The 15,814-nt window shown below is 67.5% G+C and carries 12 protein-coding genes; 4 read left to right on the top strand and 8 right to left on the bottom strand.

The window, feature by feature from the left end:
• Window positions 1–242 precede the first annotated feature (242 nt).
• Genes AR539_RS02090 through AR539_RS02080 form a run of 3 tightly spaced genes read right to left on the bottom strand, consistent with a single transcriptional unit; the run spans window position 243 to window position 4,167 of the window.
• Window positions 243–1,391 (bottom strand): mannitol-1-phosphate 5-dehydrogenase, encoded by a 1,149-nt coding sequence (locus AR539_RS02090; protein WP_066432085.1) that lies wholly within the window; start codon window positions 1,389–1,391, stop codon window positions 243–245.
• The gene (locus AR539_RS02085) at window positions 1,391–3,379 is read right to left on the bottom strand and encodes a PTS mannitol transporter subunit IICBA (protein ID WP_066432083.1); all 1,989 of its coding nucleotides are present in this window, start codon (window positions 3,377–3,379) and stop codon (window positions 1,391–1,393) included. The genes AR539_RS02090 and AR539_RS02085 overlap by 1 nt, the downstream gene beginning before the upstream one ends.
• Before the next feature lie 59 nt (window positions 3,380–3,438).
• Window positions 3,439–4,167 (bottom strand): TetR/AcrR family transcriptional regulator, encoded by a 729-nt coding sequence (locus AR539_RS02080; RefSeq protein ID WP_066432082.1) that lies wholly within the window; start codon window positions 4,165–4,167, stop codon window positions 3,439–3,441.
• Window positions 4,168–4,367: 200 nt separating this feature from the next.
• Between AR539_RS02080 and ptsP the strand changes: the two genes are divergently transcribed.
• The 3 genes from ptsP to AR539_RS02065 all read left to right on the top strand — a co-directional run bounded on the left by ptsP (window position 4,368) and on the right by AR539_RS02065 (window position 6,890).
• Window positions 4,368–6,053: a phosphoenolpyruvate--protein phosphotransferase gene (gene ptsP, locus AR539_RS02075; protein WP_066432080.1), complete on the top strand. Its 1,686-nt coding sequence runs from the start codon at window positions 4,368–4,370 to the stop codon at window positions 6,051–6,053.
• A 70-nt stretch (window positions 6,054–6,123) separates the two neighbouring features.
• The gene (locus AR539_RS02070; RefSeq protein WP_066432078.1) at window positions 6,124–6,546 is read left to right on the top strand and encodes a helix-turn-helix domain-containing protein; all 423 of its coding nucleotides are present in this window, start codon (window positions 6,124–6,126) and stop codon (window positions 6,544–6,546) included.
• A gap of 74 nt (window positions 6,547–6,620) precedes the next feature.
• Window positions 6,621–6,890: a hypothetical protein gene (locus AR539_RS02065; RefSeq protein ID WP_066432077.1), complete on the top strand. Its 270-nt coding sequence runs from the start codon at window positions 6,621–6,623 to the stop codon at window positions 6,888–6,890.
• A gap of 22 nt (window positions 6,891–6,912) precedes the next feature.
• Here the strand turns inward: AR539_RS02065 and AR539_RS02060 are convergent, their stop codons facing one another.
• Window positions 6,913–8,133 carry a PucR family transcriptional regulator gene (locus AR539_RS02060; RefSeq protein WP_066432074.1) on the bottom strand — a complete coding sequence of 407 codons (1,221 nt, stop codon included), beginning with the start codon at window positions 8,131–8,133 and terminating at the stop codon, window positions 6,913–6,915.
• A 256-nt stretch (window positions 8,134–8,389) separates the two neighbouring features.
• Between AR539_RS02060 and ald the strand changes: the two genes are divergently transcribed.
• The gene (ald, locus tag AR539_RS02055) at window positions 8,390–9,508 is read left to right on the top strand and encodes an alanine dehydrogenase (protein WP_066432073.1); all 1,119 of its coding nucleotides are present in this window, start codon (window positions 8,390–8,392) and stop codon (window positions 9,506–9,508) included.
• A gap of 89 nt (window positions 9,509–9,597) precedes the next feature.
• Here ald and AR539_RS02050 read toward each other — a convergent pair whose 3' ends face one another.
• The 4 genes from AR539_RS02050 to AR539_RS02035 all read right to left on the bottom strand — a co-directional run bounded on the left by AR539_RS02050 (window position 9,598) and on the right by AR539_RS02035 (window position 15,814).
• Window positions 9,598–10,662, bottom strand: coding sequence for a Gfo/Idh/MocA family protein (locus AR539_RS02050; RefSeq protein WP_066432072.1), 1,065 nt, complete (start codon window positions 10,660–10,662; stop codon window positions 9,598–9,600).
• A gap of 133 nt (window positions 10,663–10,795) precedes the next feature.
• The gene (locus AR539_RS02045; protein WP_066432071.1) at window positions 10,796–12,508 is read right to left on the bottom strand and encodes an ABC transporter family substrate-binding protein; all 1,713 of its coding nucleotides are present in this window, start codon (window positions 12,506–12,508) and stop codon (window positions 10,796–10,798) included.
• Between the two features lie 52 nt (window positions 12,509–12,560).
• Window positions 12,561–14,822 carry a dipeptide ABC transporter ATP-binding protein gene (locus AR539_RS02040; RefSeq protein WP_066432069.1) on the bottom strand — a complete coding sequence of 754 codons (2,262 nt, stop codon included), beginning with the start codon at window positions 14,820–14,822 and terminating at the stop codon, window positions 12,561–12,563.
• Window positions 14,819–15,814, bottom strand: coding sequence for an ABC transporter permease (locus tag AR539_RS02035; protein WP_066432068.1), 996 nt, complete (start codon window positions 15,812–15,814; stop codon window positions 14,819–14,821). Before AR539_RS02035 ends, AR539_RS02040 begins: the two co-directional genes overlap by 4 nt.

Here is a 15,814-nt window from a genome sequence, read left to right as displayed (position 1 = left end):
GGCCGCCGCAAAAATCGACATCCCGCCGCAGACCAGATCAAAGAACTCGGTACGGGCCTCCAAGGAAAAGCTGCCCATCAAACGCTCCATCTTTCAGAGCGTTGCAACGACCATATGAATTTGCCCGGGGAATGGCAGCCATAAGTGATAGCGCAACGGGCGAGTGGGGGCTTAAACACGCCGACGCCGGAACTCAGGTGAGTTCCGGCGTCGGCGGTTAGTGCTCGGCGTTATTGCAGGGGCTAGACGGGGGCCTTGGCCTCCTCGACCAGGGCGGCGACGGCCGGGAACAGCGGATGGTCCGGGGCCAGGCCCGTGATTTTCGCTGTCGCGTCGGCGGGGCTCAAGGAGGCCAGGATCTTGCCAAGCTCCACCGCTTCCTCGTCCGCCGGGTCGTTGAAACGCAGGGCCGCGGCGATGGCACCGAGCAGTGCCTCCGGGACGATCCCGCGTTCGGCCAGCTCCGCAGCCGGGCCGATGAACCGTTCGTGCCGGCTGAGCTTGCGCAGCGGCGCCCGGCCCACCCGGTGCACGGTGTCCGGCAGGTGCGGGTTGGAGAAGCGGCCCAGGATCTTCTGCACGTAGGCCTCCTGCTCGTCACGGTTGAACCCGTGCTTGGCCACCAGGAGCTCCTTGGTTTCGTCCAGGACAGCGCGCACGTCCGCGGCCACATCCTGGTCGGCCATGGCCTCGGAGATCTTGCCCAGGCCGGCCTCGAAGCCGAAATAGGCCGCCGCGGCATGCCCGGTGTTCACTGTGAACAGCTTCCGCTCGATGTACGGTGCCAGGTCATCCACGAACGTGGCGCCCGGGATCACCGGCTCCTTGCCCGCGAACGGGGTCCGGTCGATCACCCACTCGTAGAAGGTCTCCACCGTTACATCCAGGCCCTGCCCGGCCTCCTGGTTGGGCACGATCCGGTCCACCGCCGTGTTGGCGAACACTGCGGCGGAGTCCAGGGACCCAGCGGCCGGGTCCCACTGGGCGGCCACCTCGGATTTGAGGATGTCCGTCGCGTTGATGGCGTTCTCGCAGGCCATGACCTGCAGCGGCGCCAGCCCGGCCGCGCGGGCCGCGATCCCCTTGGCGATCACGGGCGCCACGAACTTGAGGATGTGCGGCCCCACGGCGGTGGTGACGATGTCCGCCGTCGCGATCTCCGCGACGACGTCCGCCTCCTGGGTGCCGGAGTTCAGCGCCCTGAAGTTCTCCACGGTACGGACGGCGGGGTTGTCCCCCACTTCGTGGACGCGGTAGGAGTCGGCCGCTGCCAGCTGGGTGATGAGGGCGTCCGCGACGTCGGCGAACACCACCTCATACCCGGCCTCGTGCAGCAGCAGGCCCACGAATCCGCGGCCGATGTTCCCGGCTCCGAAATGAACAGACTTCACTAGGAGTTGACCTTTCCGAACAGGGCCAGCACTTCGTCCACCGAGGTGGCCGCCTCGAGCTGTGCCACCTGCGCCTTGTTGGTGAAGACCTTGGCGATCGAGGACAGGATCTGCAGGTGTTCGTTGTTGATGCCGGCGACGCCCACCACGAACTTCACTTCCTTGCCGTTCCAGTCGATGCCCTCCGGGTAGCGGACCACGGAGACCGCGGACTTCATGATGTGGTCCTTCGCGGCGTTGGTGCCGTGCGGGATGGCGAGGAAGCTGCCCATGTAGGTGGACACGGATTCCTCGCGTTCGTGCATGGCGTCCAGGTACCCGGCGTCGACGGCGCCGCGGTCCATGAGCAGCCGGCCGGCCTCGTCGATGGCGGCGTCCCGCGAGGTTGCGGTGCCGTTGAGGACCACGCTTTCGGCCACCAGGATGCCGGCAGGACCGGCCTCCCCTGGCGCTTGCGGCGCAGGCGCTTCCGGTGCGGGCGTTTCCGACTCAGAGGCGACGGCGGCGGCCGCCGGGGCGGCGTCGGTTCCCCCGTCCGTGTTGCTGGCCTGGACGAGCTCCACAATCTCGTCGTAGCGCGGGCTGTTCATGAAGTTGTCCACCGACACGTGCACGGCGCTGGCAGTCGCTGGCTTGGCCCGTTCCGTCAGGTCCTGGTGCGTGATGACGACGTCGTACGTGTCCGTGAGGTTGGCGATCGCGGAATTGGTGACCTTGACGTCCGGGAAGCCGGCGGCCTTGATCTTGTTCCGCAGCACCGAGGCGCCCATGGCGCTGGAGCCCATGCCGGCGTCGCACGCGAAGACGATGTTCTTGACCGGTCCGGCGAGGACGGCGACGCCTCCGGCGTTCATGCCCGTGCCGGTCAGGGCGGAGGAGATGGAGCTCTTTTTGCCTTTCAGGGCTTCCATCCGGTGCGTGGCCTCGTCCAGGTCGTCTTCCGCGGGGGCCTTGCTGGCCTTCAGGATCACCGAGGCGATCAGGAAGGACACGATGGTGGCGAACAGCACGGAGAGCGTCACGCCGACGTAGCTGTCGCGTGCGGTCGCCGCGTAGACCGCGATGATGCTGCCCGGGGCTGCCGGTGAGCGGAGTCCGGCGCCGGTGACCACCAGGGTGAAGATGCCGGTCATGCCGCCGCCGATCGCGGCGAGGATCATGATGGGCTTCATCAGCACGTACGGGAAGTAGATCTCGTGGATGCCGCCGACGAACTGGATGACGGCTGCGCCCGGGGCGGACGCCTTGGCCAGCCCTGTGCCGAAGATGGAGTAGGCCAGCAGGATGCCGAAGCCGGGGCCGGGGTTGGCCTCGAGCAGGAACAGGATGGACTTGCCCTCCTCAAGGGCCTGCTGCGTGCCCAGCGGGGTGAGGATGCCGTGGTTGACGGCGTTGTTCAGAAACAGGACCTTGGCGGGCTCGATGAAGATGCTGGTGAACGGCAGCAGCCCGTTCAGAACCAGGAATTCGACGACGGCGCTGGCGCCGTTGCTGAAGGCCTTCACCACGGGGCCGACCACCAGCATGCCGACGACCGCCATGACGGCGGCCAGGATGCCGGCCGAAAAGTTGTCGATGAGCATTTCGAAGCCCGGCTTGACCCGGCCTTCCCAGATTTTGTCCAGTTTCATCATGAGCCAGGCCGTGAGCGGCCCGAGGATCATGGCGCCGATGAACATGGGGATGTCGGTTCCGACGATGACGCCCATGGTGGCCACCGCACCCACTACGCCGCCGCGCACGCCGTGGACTATCCGGCCGCCGGTGTAACCGATCAGCAGCGGGAGCAGGTACGTGATCATCGGGCCGACCAACTTGCCGAGCTCTTCATTGGGGAAGAAGCCTGCCGGGATGAAGAGCGCCGTAATGAAGCCCCAGGCGATGAACGCACCCATGTTCGGCATGATCATTCCGGAAAGGAACGTACCGAACTTCTGGACATGCACGCGCGCGCTGGTGCGGGGTTTCGCAACTGTCTCTGTTGCCATGTGATTTCCTAACCGTTGTTCCTGCTGCACCGCAGGATGGTCCGTTGGTTTCGCGAAAGCTAGCTGGTGGAGCTGGTAGAGATCCGGTGGAGCCATTCGAGAAAAAGCTTGAGTTCGGAGCTGGAGAGCTGGTCCGAGTGGGAGGCCTGCAGCGCGGCGTTCAGGGCGATCGCCGCGACAACCACCGAGGATTTCCCGGCGGCTTCGGGACTGCCGTTCTTGGCTTGGTCGGAGGACACCGCGAAGATCATGGCGTCCCGGGTCATGGTGGAGAGTTCGAGGTTGCGCTCGGGCACCTTCTCCGCGATCAGCATCAGCGTCACGCCCACGTTGGCGGCCAGGATGCTCCTGGCAGCTTCCCGGGGCGGGACGTTCAGTTGGCCGGCGACGGCGGCCTTGTTCAGCATTTCCTCCAGCAAGCCCTCGGCGTCGGCGACGACGGACGGGCGGCTTTCCGGGCGAATGTTGCCAAACATGACCAGATACAGTTCCGGCTGGTTGAGCCCGAACTGCACATGGTTGTCCCACATCCGCCGGATATCCTCCAGCGGCTGTCCCGACGGCGCGAAGTCGCGTTCGCCCGCCACATAATCTTCAAAGCCCGCCGCGACCACCGCGTCAAACAAGCCTTCTTTGTCACCGAAGTGGTGATAGAGGGTGGGTGCGGTGACGCCGGCCAGCTGCGTGATCTGGCGGGTGGAAACGGCGCTTCCGGCGGAATTGGCCAGCAGCTCGGCGGCTGCACGGAGCAGCCGCGTCTTAGGCGGGAGCTGGCCATCGAAACTCATAACCGCTACCCTAGCACCTATAGCAACGCTATATGAAGTGCATCACATACAATTTTTTCAGGTGCCGGATGGGGCCCGCCGACGTAGCCGCCGGCAGGCCCGCCGGACGGTCCGGGGGAACCTCCCACGCGGCCCGGACGGCCGCCGGCACTCCCTGACTTACTGGCTTAGCCGCCCACGGCAGAGAATGAGGACCTTCAGTGCAGAACTTCCCAGGAGTAGGCGTCAGCCCCGGCCGCATCATCGGAACCATCCGCCAGATGCCCAAACCCGTCAGCGAGCCGCCCGCGGGCGAACAGCTGCCGGCCGGCGTCACGGCCGAGGAAGCGACCGCGGCACTGAAGGCCGCGGCGAAGGCTGTCCACGACGAGCTGAAGGCCCGTGCCGAGACGGTCACGGGCGACGGCAAGGCGGTCCTGGAGGCCACGGCGCTGATGGCCACGGACACCATGCTCCTGAAGTCGGCCGCCAAGCTGATCGGCCGCGGCACCTCCGGGCAGCGGGCCATCTGGGAAGCAGGCGCCTCGGTCTCGGAAATGCTGCACAACCTGGGCGGGTACATGGCGGAGCGCGCCACCGACGTCCTGGACGTCCGGGCCCGCATCGTGGCCGAACTGCGGGGCGTCCCGGCCCCGGGCATCCCGTCCTCCCCCGAACCGTTCATCCTGATCGCCGAGGACCTGGCCCCGGCGGACACCGCCACCCTGGACCCGGAGAAGGTGCTGGCGCTGCTCACGGCCGGCGGCGGGCCCCAGTCCCACACCGCCATCATCGCCCGCTCGCTGGGCCTGCCCGCCGTCGTCGCAGCCACCGGCGTGGACCAGCTGCCGGACGGCACCGAAGTCTACGTTGACGGCGCGGCCGGCCTGATTACGGTGGACCCGGATGACTCCCAGCGCGCCGCCGCCGAGCACTGGGCGGCCACGGCATCGCTGCTGGCCGACTTTGACGGCACCGGCGCGACGGCGGACGGGCACCTGGTGCCGCTGCTCGCCAACGTGGGCGGAGCCAAGGACGCCGCGGCCGCCGCGAAGCTGAACGCGCAGGGCGTGGGGCTCTTCCGGACCGAATTCTGCTTCCTGGAGCGCGACACCGAACCCACGGTGGAAGAACAGGCCGCCGCGTACAAGGGTGTCTTTGACGCATTCCCGGGCAAGAAGGTGGTGCTCCGGACCCTCGATGCGGGCGCGGACAAGCCGCTGCCGTTCCTCACCGACGCCACGGAACCGAACCCGGCCCTGGGTGTCCGCGGGTACCGCACCGATTTCACGACGCCGGGTGTGCTGGAGCGCCAGCTGCAGGCCATCGCCCGGGCGGAGCAGGAATCCTCGGCGGATGTCTGGGTGATGGCGCCCATGATCTCCACCGCGGAGGAGGCTGCCCGCTTCGCCGCCCTCTGCGCCGAGGCCGGGATCAAGACCCCCGGCGTCATGGTGGAAGTGCCCTCGGCGGCGCTCACTGCCGAGTCCATCCTCCGCGAGGTGGCGTTCGCGAGCCTGGGAACCAACGACCTCACGCAGTACGCCATGGCCGCCGACCGCCAGCTCGGCCCGCTCGCCGCCCTCAACACCCCGTGGCAGCCGGCCGTCCTGCGGCTGGTGGGCCTGACCGTGGAGGGGTCCGCGGCGGAAGGCCACCACAAGCCGGTGGGCGTCTGCGGCGAGGCGGCCGCCGACCCGGCCCTCGCCGTCGTGCTGACCGGACTCGGCGTGACCACCCTGTCCATGACGGCCCGGTCCCTCGCGGCCGTGGCCGCGGTGCTGAAGACGGTCACCCTGGCCGAGGCGCAGGAGCTGGCCAAGCTGGCGCTCTCCGCACCGAGCGCCACGGAAGCCCGCGCCTGGGTGCGGGCCAAACTGCCGGTCCTCGAGGAGCTGGGCCTGTAAGGCCGCAGCAGGCGGCGGCAGCGGGCAAGCTCTGCCTGCTGCTGTGCCGCGGGGCGCTAGGATGCACTCCATGACACAGATAGCACCCCGGGTGGCGGCCGCCCTTCCGGCCGAGGACGCGCAGAAACTCCGGTTCGCGCTCAACGGCAGTGACGACATCACCGTTTTTGTTGACGGGACCGTCCACCGGCTGCCGGACCAGGCGCGGGACGCCGTGGTTGACCTGCTGTCACGCTTCAGCCGGGGCGAGGCGGTGACGGTCAGCAGTGTCGAGGAGATGCTGACCACGTCCCGGGCCGCCGAGCTCGCCGGCATCTCCCACACGTATCTGCGGAACATGACGGACCGCGGCGAAATTCCGGTGGAATACCGGGGCACGCACCGGAGGATCCGGCTTGCCGACGTCATGGCGTGGCTGGAGAAGCAAAGGAAGAACAGTACCGCCGCCGCCGCGGCCGGCCACACAAATGACGCCCCGGCCGATGGTTCGTGACAGCGTGATAAGGATCAAACAACGATCCCGGCCCTGCGCGGAAACGCGGAGAGGGCCGGGGTTACGCTTGAATTGTGGGTAAGTTCAGAGGGTGGCACATCGTGGCGGGCATTGCCGCCATGGTGCTCACCGGCTTCCTCGGAACCGCGATGGGGTTGAGCAACACAGCTACCTTTATGGCCAGCTGTGTTGCGTTTGTGGCTGTTTCCTTGTGGACGGACAGCCGGATCGCCCGCCGGAGGCGAGTTACAGCGCGGGAGACGGCGCGGGGGGCGGCGCAGGACCCGGAATCCGCGCGCGACGCCGTCCGGGCGTCAGACTGCGACGACGACCGCCGCCCCTGATTGCGGACCGGCCGCGGGCCGGCTAAATCCTGGGGCGCCCGGCCCAGCGGCGGGCCTTCAGCGCGGCATGCAGTTCCAGCCGGACCATCCCCTTCAGCGGATCGACGCCGAGCAGCTGCCTGATCCTGCCCAGCCGGTTGTAGATGCTGCTCCGGTGCAGGTGGAGCTTGTCCGCCACCCCCTGGACCGAACTGTCGTTGTCATAAAACAGCTCCAGCACGGGCAAGAGCTCGTGGTTCCGGTCATGGTCCTCCAGGAGGCGGAAGTAGACCGAGCCGGCATCCGCCCACGCCCCCGCGCCGCCGCCGGCCGATGCCAGGAGCTGGTAGATTCCGGTGGCCCGGCAGTCCACGAGTTCGCCCAGCTGGGGATCCACCGCCGCCGCCTGCGCGGCCTGCCGGGACTGCCGGTACGCGTCGGCCAGTTCCCGCGGCCGCGTGAACCCCTCGGAGGTTCCGAGGATGATCCGGTGCACGGGCCTGCCTGAGCGCTTGGCAAGCTCCAGCTGGTAGTGGACCAGCACCTGGGCGTGGTCCGCCCGGCCGGTGGACTCCTTAAACAGCACCACCGAGTGGGTTTCCGTGCCGGCGCTGAACAGGGCGGCGTCCACCCCGATGGTGGCCTGCAGCGCGGCGGACCGGTGGATCAGGGTGGATGCGATCGGATCCGACCCTTCGGCCCAGCCGTCGGCATCCAGCACGGTGACAAGCTGCCACGGCCCGCGCCCTTGGACCTCTTTCCAGCCGCCCACGGCCGCGACGGCGTTCGACTCGCCCCGGCAGGCGGCCAGGAATTCCTGCTCGCGGCGGCGGCGGAACTCGGACTCCGCGGTGTTGGATTCCAGCAGCAGGGCAGAGAGCTGTTCGAGCTCGCGGGACACCTCGGGCAGCTGGCCCAGGACCGCCGTCGCGCTCGGTTCGTCGGCGTCGAGCTGGACCCAGAGGTAGCCCACGCGGAAACCCCGCAGCAGGAGGGGAACGCAGACGCGGCCGAGCATTCCCAGTTCCTCATTGGCCGGCACCACCACGGGACGCACCGCCGTCGCGATCCCGTGCGAGAGCTGCCAGGCGCTGACGTCCACCGGGACGCGCTTGCTCAGCAGGAAGTTCACCCGGACCCGGTCAGCGTGCGACTGGTTGGAACTGTAGGCAAGCAGCAGCCCGTCCAGATCCTCGAGGGAGAGGCCGCGGCCAAGTTTCAGTGCCACCTGCTCGACGAGCTGTTCGACGTCCTGCTGCTGCATGGTGCCACATTACTGCCGATTGCTCCGGCGCCGGGAACGCCGCGGCGCAATGCGCCCAACGGACAGCAGGCGACACCTGACGTTTGGCGGTTCGACAATTGTCCAGCCGGGAAAAACGAAATCGGCGGAATTCCGCGGATTTCCAGCAGCTGCCTGCACCCGGGCATGTCGCTTGCCTCACAGCCGGATTTATTCTGGAAGTACTGAATCCCCCACCTCCCCAGGCCCACAAAGCCGCCAGCATTTGGAGTCCCACATGATCATCGGTGTCCCTAAAGAGATCAAGAACAACGAATTCCGCGTCGCCATCACGGCCGCCGGGGTCCACGAATTCCGCACCCACGGCCACTCGGTCCTGGTGGAGCGCGGCGCAGGCCTGGGCTCGGGCATCACGGACGAGGAATACGCCATCGCCGGCGCCGAGATCGTGACCGAGGCCGACGACGTCTGGTCCCGCGCCGACATGGTGCTGAAGGTCAAGGAACCGGTCAAGGCCGAGTACCACCGTTTCCGCAAGGGCCTGATCCTCTTCACCTACCTGCACCTCGCGGCCGAGCCGGAGCTGACCCAGGCGCTGATCAACAGCGGCGTCACCGCCATCGCCTACGAGACCGTCCAGGAGGGCCGCACACTGCCGCTGCTGGCCCCGATGTCCGAGGTTGCCGGCCGCCTGTCCGTCCAGGTGGGCGCCACCTCGCTGATGGCCCCGGCCGGCGGCAAGGGTGTGCTGCTCGGCGGCGTGCCGGGCGTCCGCCCCGCGAAGGTTGTTGTGCTCGGCGCCGGTGTCGCCGGCACCAACGCCGCCGCCATGGCCCTTGGCCTGGGCGCCGACGTTACCATCCTGGACATCAACATCAACCGCCTGCGCGAACTGGATGCCCAGTACCAGGGCCGCCTGAAGACGGTGGCCTCCAACTCCTACGAGATCGAGAAGTCGGTGGTCGACGCCGACCTGGTGATCGGTTCCGTGCTGATCCCGGGCGCCAAGGCCCCGAAGCTGGTCACGAACGAGCTGGTCTCCCGGATGAAGCCCGGCTCGGTGCTGGTGGACATCGCCGTGGACCAGGGCGGCTGCTTCGAGGACACGCACCCCACCACGCACCAGGAACCCACGTACAAGGTCCACAACACCATCTTCTACTGCGTGGCCAACATGCCGGGCGCCGTTCCGAACACGTCCACGTACGCACTGACCAACGTCACGCTGCGCTACGCCGTGTCCCTGGCCAACCTGGGCGTCAAGGCCGCCTTTGAGCGCGACGCCGCCCTGGCCGCCGGGCTCAACATCGCAGGCGGCAAGGTGGCGCACCGTTCGGTCTCCGAGGCGCACAACCTGCCCCTCGTGGCCGACTGGCACGAGCTGGTCTCCGCGTAGGTCTGTAGCCGTTTGAACGGCAGTCATCCAACGCGTGCTGCTCCTTCGTCGCTTTGACGCACGCTTTCTGGATGGCTGCCGTTCAAACGTTAAGTCCGCTGTGTCGCCAGTTCCCGGGCCTGTTCGATGAGCCGCAGCACCTCCACCGGGCCGGCGGGATCCACGGGGACCGGCAGGGCCGACGCCGCGCCGCCGCCGCTGATCTTCTCCGCCAGGATCCGGTAGAACTCCGGGTAGGCGCCGCGTTCGGTGGGCAGCCGGTCGAGGTGCCCGTCGCGGCCGAGAAGCCCCGCCCAGTCCCGGTCCTCCACGCCGTAGTCGGCGTCCAGCGGGCTGCCGCCGGCCGCGATGAACGGCTCCTGCGGGTCCACCCCGTGCTTGGTGAAGGCGCCCCCGCTGCCCAGCAGCCGGAAGCGCGGCCCCTGCTGGGCGCAGAGCATGTTCATCCAGAGATGGCTCGTGACGCCTGATTCGTGGCGCAGCGCGAGGAACACGTCGTCGTCGGACTTTTCGCCCGGCCGGCGGGCCGCCAGTTCCGCGTGGACCACCGTGGCGGGCCCGAAGAGCTGCACGGCCTGGTCCAGCAGGTGGGTGCCGAGGTCGAACAGCACCCCGCCGCCGTCGTCCGCCGTCGCGTCCGCTTTCCACGCCTTGGCCACCGTCGGGGACCAGCGTTCAAAGCGGGATTCGAACCGTGTGACGGCGCCGAGGGCGCCGCTGTCCAGCAGCCCCCGGACCGTGAGGTAGTCACCGTCCCAGCGCCGGTTCTGGAAGACCGTGAGCACCCGTCCCAGCCGCGCCGCGAGGGCGATCAGCTCCTCACCTTCGGCGCTGCGCACCGTGAACGGCTTGTCGACGACGACGTCGAGCCCGGCTTCCAGCGCGGCCTTCGCCAGCGGGTAGTGCGTGGCCGGCGGGGTGCCCAGGACCAGCAGGTCCAGGCCGTCCGCGAGTTCGAGGATGTCCGCCGGGGTGTCCACGATCCGGGCGCCGGGGTGCCGGGCGGACGCGTCGGACTGCCGGCCGGCGTCGGAGGTTGCGATCACGTCGAGGGAATAGGCGGGGCTGGCTGCGATGAGCGGGGCGTGGAAGACCTTGCCCGAGAGGCCAAAGCCCGCCACGGCCGTGCGGATGGGCCGGGGGTTCTGTGTCATGGCCCCCACGCTACTCCCGCACCGCCATCAGACGCTCCCTCAGGTCTTCCAACAAACAAGGCGACGCTCCCCCACCTGGTGAGGGAGCGTCGCCTGGAATGCCGCTACTTATGAGGGAGCGTCGGGAGGGGTGTTACTTCTTTTCCCAGCCGATGGTGGTCCAGTCCGGAACCTGGGACAGGCTCTTGAACAGGGACGGGCCGTAGTTGGCCAGGCCGGTGCGCACGAACGAGATCTGCGGACCGTTCATCACAACACCCATGGAGAAGTACTTCTCCATGTGCTTCTTTTCAACTTCCATGGCTGCCTTGTTGCGCTCGGCGTTGTCGGCAATGGTGGAGAGCTTCTTGATTTCGGCGTCCAGCTCGGCGTCGCCCAGTTCGTTCTCGTTCGTCTTGGAATCGTAGAACTGCTTGACGGCGTCGGTCGCGTCGGCGCCCACGGTGTAGCCGGAGACGCTCATGAAGAAGTCGCGGCTGCCCAGGACCTTGCCGAAGTCGGCAGAGGCGCGCTGGTCGATGCCAACGTCCATGCCGCCGGCCTTCAGCTGGTTCTGCAGGGTCTGGGCGAACGCCAGGGTGGTGGGATCGTCACCGAAGTTGCTGATCTTGAAGGCGGCGGGGACGCCGTCCTTCTCCATGATGCCTGCGGCGTTGGCCGTGTAGCCGGCGTCGGTAAGGACCTTCTTGGCGGCCTCAGCGCCGGTCTCCTTGACCGGGTAGTTGTCCTGGTAGTACTTGGAGAACGGCAGCAGCATCATGGATCCTGAGCTCTCCTCTTCCCAGTTCAGGCCGTTGAAGCGCACCTTGCGCAGCGCTTCGCGGTCGACGGCGGTGAAGATCGCCTTGCGGATCGCGACGTCGGTCAGCGGGGCCTTCTGGGCGTTGAGGTTCAGGCCGCCGGCGAAGAGGCGCTGGCCGCGGCGGATCTCGGAGTCCTTGGTGCCGTCGAGCTGCTTGTACGGGGTGATGGTGTTGGCGGAAACGCCGTCGATTTCACCGTTCTTGAAGGCGGCGATGGCTGCGCTGCTCTCGAGCTGGCGGAACACCACCTTTTCCAGGACCGGCTTGTTGCCCCACCACTTGTCGTTCTGGGCGAGCGTTACGGTCTTGGCGGCGCTGTCGTACTGGTCCAGCTTGAACGGGCCGGCCATCCATTCCGGGTGCATGTCGCCGGTGAAGCCTTCGTTGAAGATCTCCGGGGTGTTGACGGCCGGGTGGATCAGGCCGGTGAAGAGCGAATCCAGCGGGTAGACCGGCTGGGTGGTGGTGACAACGACTTCCTTGTCGCTGGCGCCGGCCTTGACGGAATCGACGAACTCGTACGCGCCGGCGCTGACGATGTCGATGTCCTTGTTTTCACCCTTGAGCATGTTCCAGGTGTTCTCGAAGGCCTTGACGTCGATCGGCGTGCCGTCGTTGTAGGTGGCCTTTTCGTTCACCTTGATGGTGATGGTCTGCTTGCCGTCCTTGATCTCGCTCTTGACGTCTTCGCAGAAATCCTTGTTCGGCGTGGCGGTGCCGTCGAAGTCGAAGTTCCAGCAGCCCCAGGTGCCGGCCTGGTCGATCGGGCGGTGCAGGGCGGTGTTGTCCGCGCTGTTGCCGTTGTTGGAGAAGCCGTTGAAGTCCGGGCCGATGTTGCCCAGCGGCAGGGTGACGGTGCCGCCCGGCTGCAGGTCCTTGGCCTCCTTGGCGTTGATGCTGACGAGCTTGGCCAGGTCGCTGCCCGCTTCCTGGCCCTTGGCAGCTTCGGGACCTGTCGCAGCGCCGCCGCCACCGCCGCAGGCGGTGAGCGTGAGCGCCGCCACGACGGCGGTGACGCCGCCGAGCTTGGTCAGATTCTTCATGAGTTCCCCTTCATTTACTGTGGTGCGGGTTGTACTGCGTGAGACCGGTGGGTCAGTGGGTGTCGTGGACAACTAACATGTCCTCGTCCAGTTCGCCGTCCGGGTAGAAACAAGCGAATTGCTGGTCTGTGGGGGCCGGAGCTGCTGCCAGTTCCGGCTCGAGGGTGAGGCATTTCTCCTGCTTCGCGGGCGGGAGCGCCGCGAACACCGGGCAGCGCGTGGCGAAGTTGCAGCCCTTAGGCGCCTCCAGCGGCGAGGGCAGGTCGCCCTGCAGGATGATGCGTTCGCGGGTGCGCTCCTGCACCGGGTCCGGGACCGGGATGGCGGAGAGCAGGGCCCGGGTGTACGGGTGGCGCGGATTGTCGAACACGCTGTCCACGTCCCCGATCTCCACGATCTTGCCCAGGTACATCACGGCCACCCGGTTGGAGATGTGCCGCACCACGGACAGGTCGTGGGCCACCATCAGGTAGCTGAGCCCGAGCTCCGCGCGGAGCTGGTCCAGAAGGTTGATGACGCCGGCCTGGACGGAGACGTCCAGGGCGGAGACCGGCTCGTCCAGGACCACCAGCTTGGGATTCACGGCAAGGGCGCGGGCAATGCCGATGCGCTGCCGCTGGCCGCCGGAGAACTGGTTGGGGAAGCGGTTCACGTGGTCGGGCTGGAGGCCCACCAGCTCCATCAGCTCCAGGATCCGCTGCCGGATCTGCGCCTTGAACATGCCGGCGTTCTCAAGCGGCTCGGACAGCACTTCAAAGACGGTGAAGCGCGGGTCGAGGGCGCCGGTGGGGTCCTGGAACACCATCTGGAGTTCCTTGCGCATGGCGCCCTTGGTTTTGGCGTCCGCGGCCTGCTTGTTGCTGAGGCCGCCGATGACCACCTCGCCGTCCTGGTCCTTGTGGAACTCCATGATTTCCAGCAGGGTGGTGGTTTTGCCGCACCCGGACTCGCCGACGATCGAGAAGCATTCGCCCTCGCGGATGTCGAAGCTCAGGCCGTCCACGGCCTTGACCGTGCCGATCCGGCGTTTGATGAGGGCGCCCTTCATGAGCGGGAAGTGCTTCCTGACGTCCCTGAGCTCCAGCACGGTGCGGCGCTCCGCCCGCGGGATCGCGTCAAAGCGCGACTCCGGCACCGCCGGGGCCTTGAAGACCTCGCGGACGTCCACTTCCAGGCCGAGGGAATCGGTCTTGATGCACGCGGCCTGGTGCGGCAGGCCGCCGCCGGTGGTGCCGACGGTGGTGCCCCCAGGGGCGCCGCCGGGGACGGGCCACAGCTCCGGCTCGCCCTGCAGGCAGGCGTCGCTGGCCAGCGGGCAGCGCGGCGCGAAGGAGCAGCCGGTAGGGGTGTGGATGAGGTTCGGCGGGATGCCCTCGATCGGCACCAGCGAGGACTTTTCCGCCACGTCGACGCGCGGGACCGCGCCCAGCAGGCCCATGGTGTAGGGCATCCGCGGGTTGTAGTAGATGTCATCGACGCTGCCGGTCTCCACCGGCTTGCCGGCGTACATCACCATGATGTCGTCCGCCATGCCGGCCACGACGCCCAGGTCGTGGGTGATCATGACGACGGCGGCGCCGGTTTCCTCCTGCGCGGTGTGCAGCACCTCCAGGACCTGCGCCTGGATGGTGACATCGAGCGCCGTCGTGGGTTCGTCCGCGATCAGCACCCGGGGGTTGTTGGCAATCGCGATGGCGATCATGACGCGCTGGCGCATGCCGCCGGAGAACTCGTGCGGGAAGGCTTTGAGCCGGTCCTTCGGGCTGGGGATCCCCACCATGCCGAGGAGCTCGACGGCGCGCGCCTCCTTGGCCTGCTTGCTCATAGTGGGGTTGTGCACCGTGAGTGCCTCGATGATCTGGGTACCCACCGTGTAGACCGGGGTCAGGGAGGACAGCGGGTCCTGGAAGACCATGGCGATATCGTTGCCGCGGTGCTGGCACATGGCCTTGTCGTTGAGCCCCAGGAGTTCCTTGCCCTGGAGCAGGACCGACCCGGAGATCTCCGCCGTCGGGGGCAGCAGGCCTAGGATGGCCATGGAGGTGACGGACTTTCCGGAGCCGGACTCGCCCACGATCCCGAGCGTTTTGCCGGCGCGGAGGTCGAAGTCGATGCCGCGGACGGCGTGGACCACACCGTTCTCGGTGTTGAAGCGGACGTTCAGGTCCCGCACGGAGAGAACGGCGTCCGTGGCGGCGTCTGTGTAGTGCCTGCCGGCGGTGTGCAGGCCGGCGACGTGCAGGCGCTCGGCGGGGGAAAGATCGGTGGCGGGCAGCCCCGCGGAGGCGGCGCTGGCGGTCATTTCCTGGCTCATACGGCCTTCTCCTGTGTCTTGCGGGTCCGGCCCGTCTTGGTGCCGCTCTTCCTGGCGCTGCCGACAGAGCTGGAGTTGGGGTCGAACGCGTCACGCAGGCCGTCGTTCATCATGGCCAGCGAGCCGGTGAGGAGGAACATGACGGCCAGCGGGACCCAGAACATCCACGGGAAGGTGGACACCTGGGAGGTGGCCTGCCCGATCAGCACGCCGAGGCTGACGTCCGGGACCTTGATGCCGATGCCGATGAAGGAGAACGCCACCTCCGCCAGGATCGCGCCGGTGACGCCGCGGGTGATGTCCAGGACCAGCAGCGAGCCGATGTTCGGCACCAGGTGCCGCCAGACGATGCGCCGCGGCGGGATTCCCATGTACTGGGCTGCTTTGACGAAATCGCGCGACATCAGGGACATCGAGAGCGAGCGGATGAGGCGGGCGGTGCCCATCCAGCTGAAGACGAGCAGGACGATGATCAGCAGCAGCCAGCTGGGCAGGGTCTCCTGGAGCCCGTTGCCGCCGCCGCTCGTGGCCACGGCGACCACCAGCAGGGCCGGCATCATGATCAGGGCCTCGAGGATGAACAGCATGACCTTGTCCACCTTCCCGCCGAAGTAGGCCATGGTGCAGCCGTACACCGCGGCGATCAGCACGGAGACGAGGCCGACCACAAGGCCGATCAGGATGGAGATGCGGGTGCCCTCCACCGTCAGCGCGTAGAGGTCGATGCCGGCCTGGGAGGTGCCCAGGAGGTGCTCGGCCGACGGCGGCATGCCGATGTTGAACGGGTCGATGGTCTCCTTGTCCCAGCTGGTGAAGAACCCGCCCACAAAGGAGAAGACGGTCAGGGCCAGGAAGATGACCAGCCCGACGACGGCTGTCTTGTTGCGCAGGAAGCGCCGCAGGATGATCGAGGACTTCGCGATGACGACGTCGTTGGTCTCGAGTTTCGCCTCGGCGACGGTGGCCGGGTCAACGGTGTTGAGGTTTGTCAT

This window comes from Arthrobacter sp. EPSL27, assembly GCF_001512305.1.
Classification (GTDB): domain Bacteria; phylum Actinomycetota; class Actinomycetes; order Actinomycetales; family Micrococcaceae; genus Arthrobacter.
The sequence above is the reverse complement of the archived record's forward strand: the minus strand, read 5'-3'. Positions and strand labels throughout refer to the sequence as shown.